The following is a 1,108-nucleotide window of genomic DNA, read 5'->3' as shown; positions in this document are numbered from 1 at the left end:
CCGCTGGTCCTGGGTCCACAAATGGTCCAGCCTGGTGTGCACCGTGTTCATGCTGCTGCTGTGCCTCACGGGCCTGCCGCTGATCTTTCACCATGAAATCGGGCACCTGCTGGGCACCGAAGTCGAGGCGCCTGCCATGCCTGCCAGCACGCCGCGCGCCAGCCTCGACACGGTGCTGGCCGCCGCGCAGGCGCTGCATCCCGACCGCGTGGTGCAGTTTGCATCGCAGCCCGAGGACGACGACGCGCTGTGGTTCGTGACCCTCACCCCCACGCCCGCCCCCACCGAAGACTTCAAGTCGATCGCCGTGGACGCCCGCACGGGCGCCATCCTGTCGCAACGGCCCGTGGACGAGGGCTTCATGTACGTGATGCTCCGCCTGCATGTCGATCTGTTCGCGGGCCTGCCGGGCAAGCTGTTTCTGGGCTTCATGGGTTTGCTGCTGCTGGTGGCCATCGCCACCGGCGTGGCGCTGTATGCGCCCTTCATGCGCAAGCTGCGCTTCGGCGAAGTGCGCCGCGAACGATCGCCCCGCGTGAAATGGCTGGACCTGCACAACCTGCTGGGCATCGTCACCCTGGTGTGGGCGCTGGTGGTGGGCGCCACGGGCATGGTCAACACCTGGGCCGATCTGGTCATCCAATACTGGCAGCACGACCAGCTCTCGGCCCTGCTGTTGCCCTACCAGGGCCAGCCCACCGTGCCGGTGGCCGAGCGCGGCCCGCTGCAGCAGGCGCTCACGGCGGCGCTGGCGCAGGCATCGGGCACGCGGCTGTCGTTCATCGCCTTTCCGGGCACGGCCTTTTCCAGCCCGCACCACAACACGTTCTTCCTGCGCGGCAACGAGCCCCTCACCTCGCGCCTGCTGCAGCCCGTGCTGGTGGACGCGCGCACCGCTGCCGTCACGGCCACGCCGCGGTTGCCGTGGTACCTGACGGCGCTGCTCATCTCCCAGCCCCTGCACTTTGGCGACTATGGCGGCCTACCGATGAAGGTGCTCTGGGCCTGCTGGACATCGCCACCATCGCGGTGCTGGGCAGCGGCCTGTACCTGTGGCTGCGCCGTGGCGCGCAGGCCGCAAGCCCTGCGGCGGCGGCCCAGCCCAATC

General features: G+C 69.1%; 1 pseudogene. It reads left to right on the top strand.

Annotation, left to right across the window (positions count from 1 at the left end):
• A pseudogene (locus ACDELDRAFT_RS22855) lies at positions 1-1,108 on the top strand (PepSY-associated TM helix domain-containing protein); the annotation flags it as partial.

The sequence above is a fragment of the Acidovorax delafieldii 2AN genome (assembly GCF_000175235.1).
Taxonomy (GTDB): Bacteria; Pseudomonadota; Gammaproteobacteria; order Burkholderiales; family Burkholderiaceae_C; genus Acidovorax; species Acidovorax delafieldii_B.
This window is presented reverse-complemented; position numbering and strand designations above follow the sequence as displayed.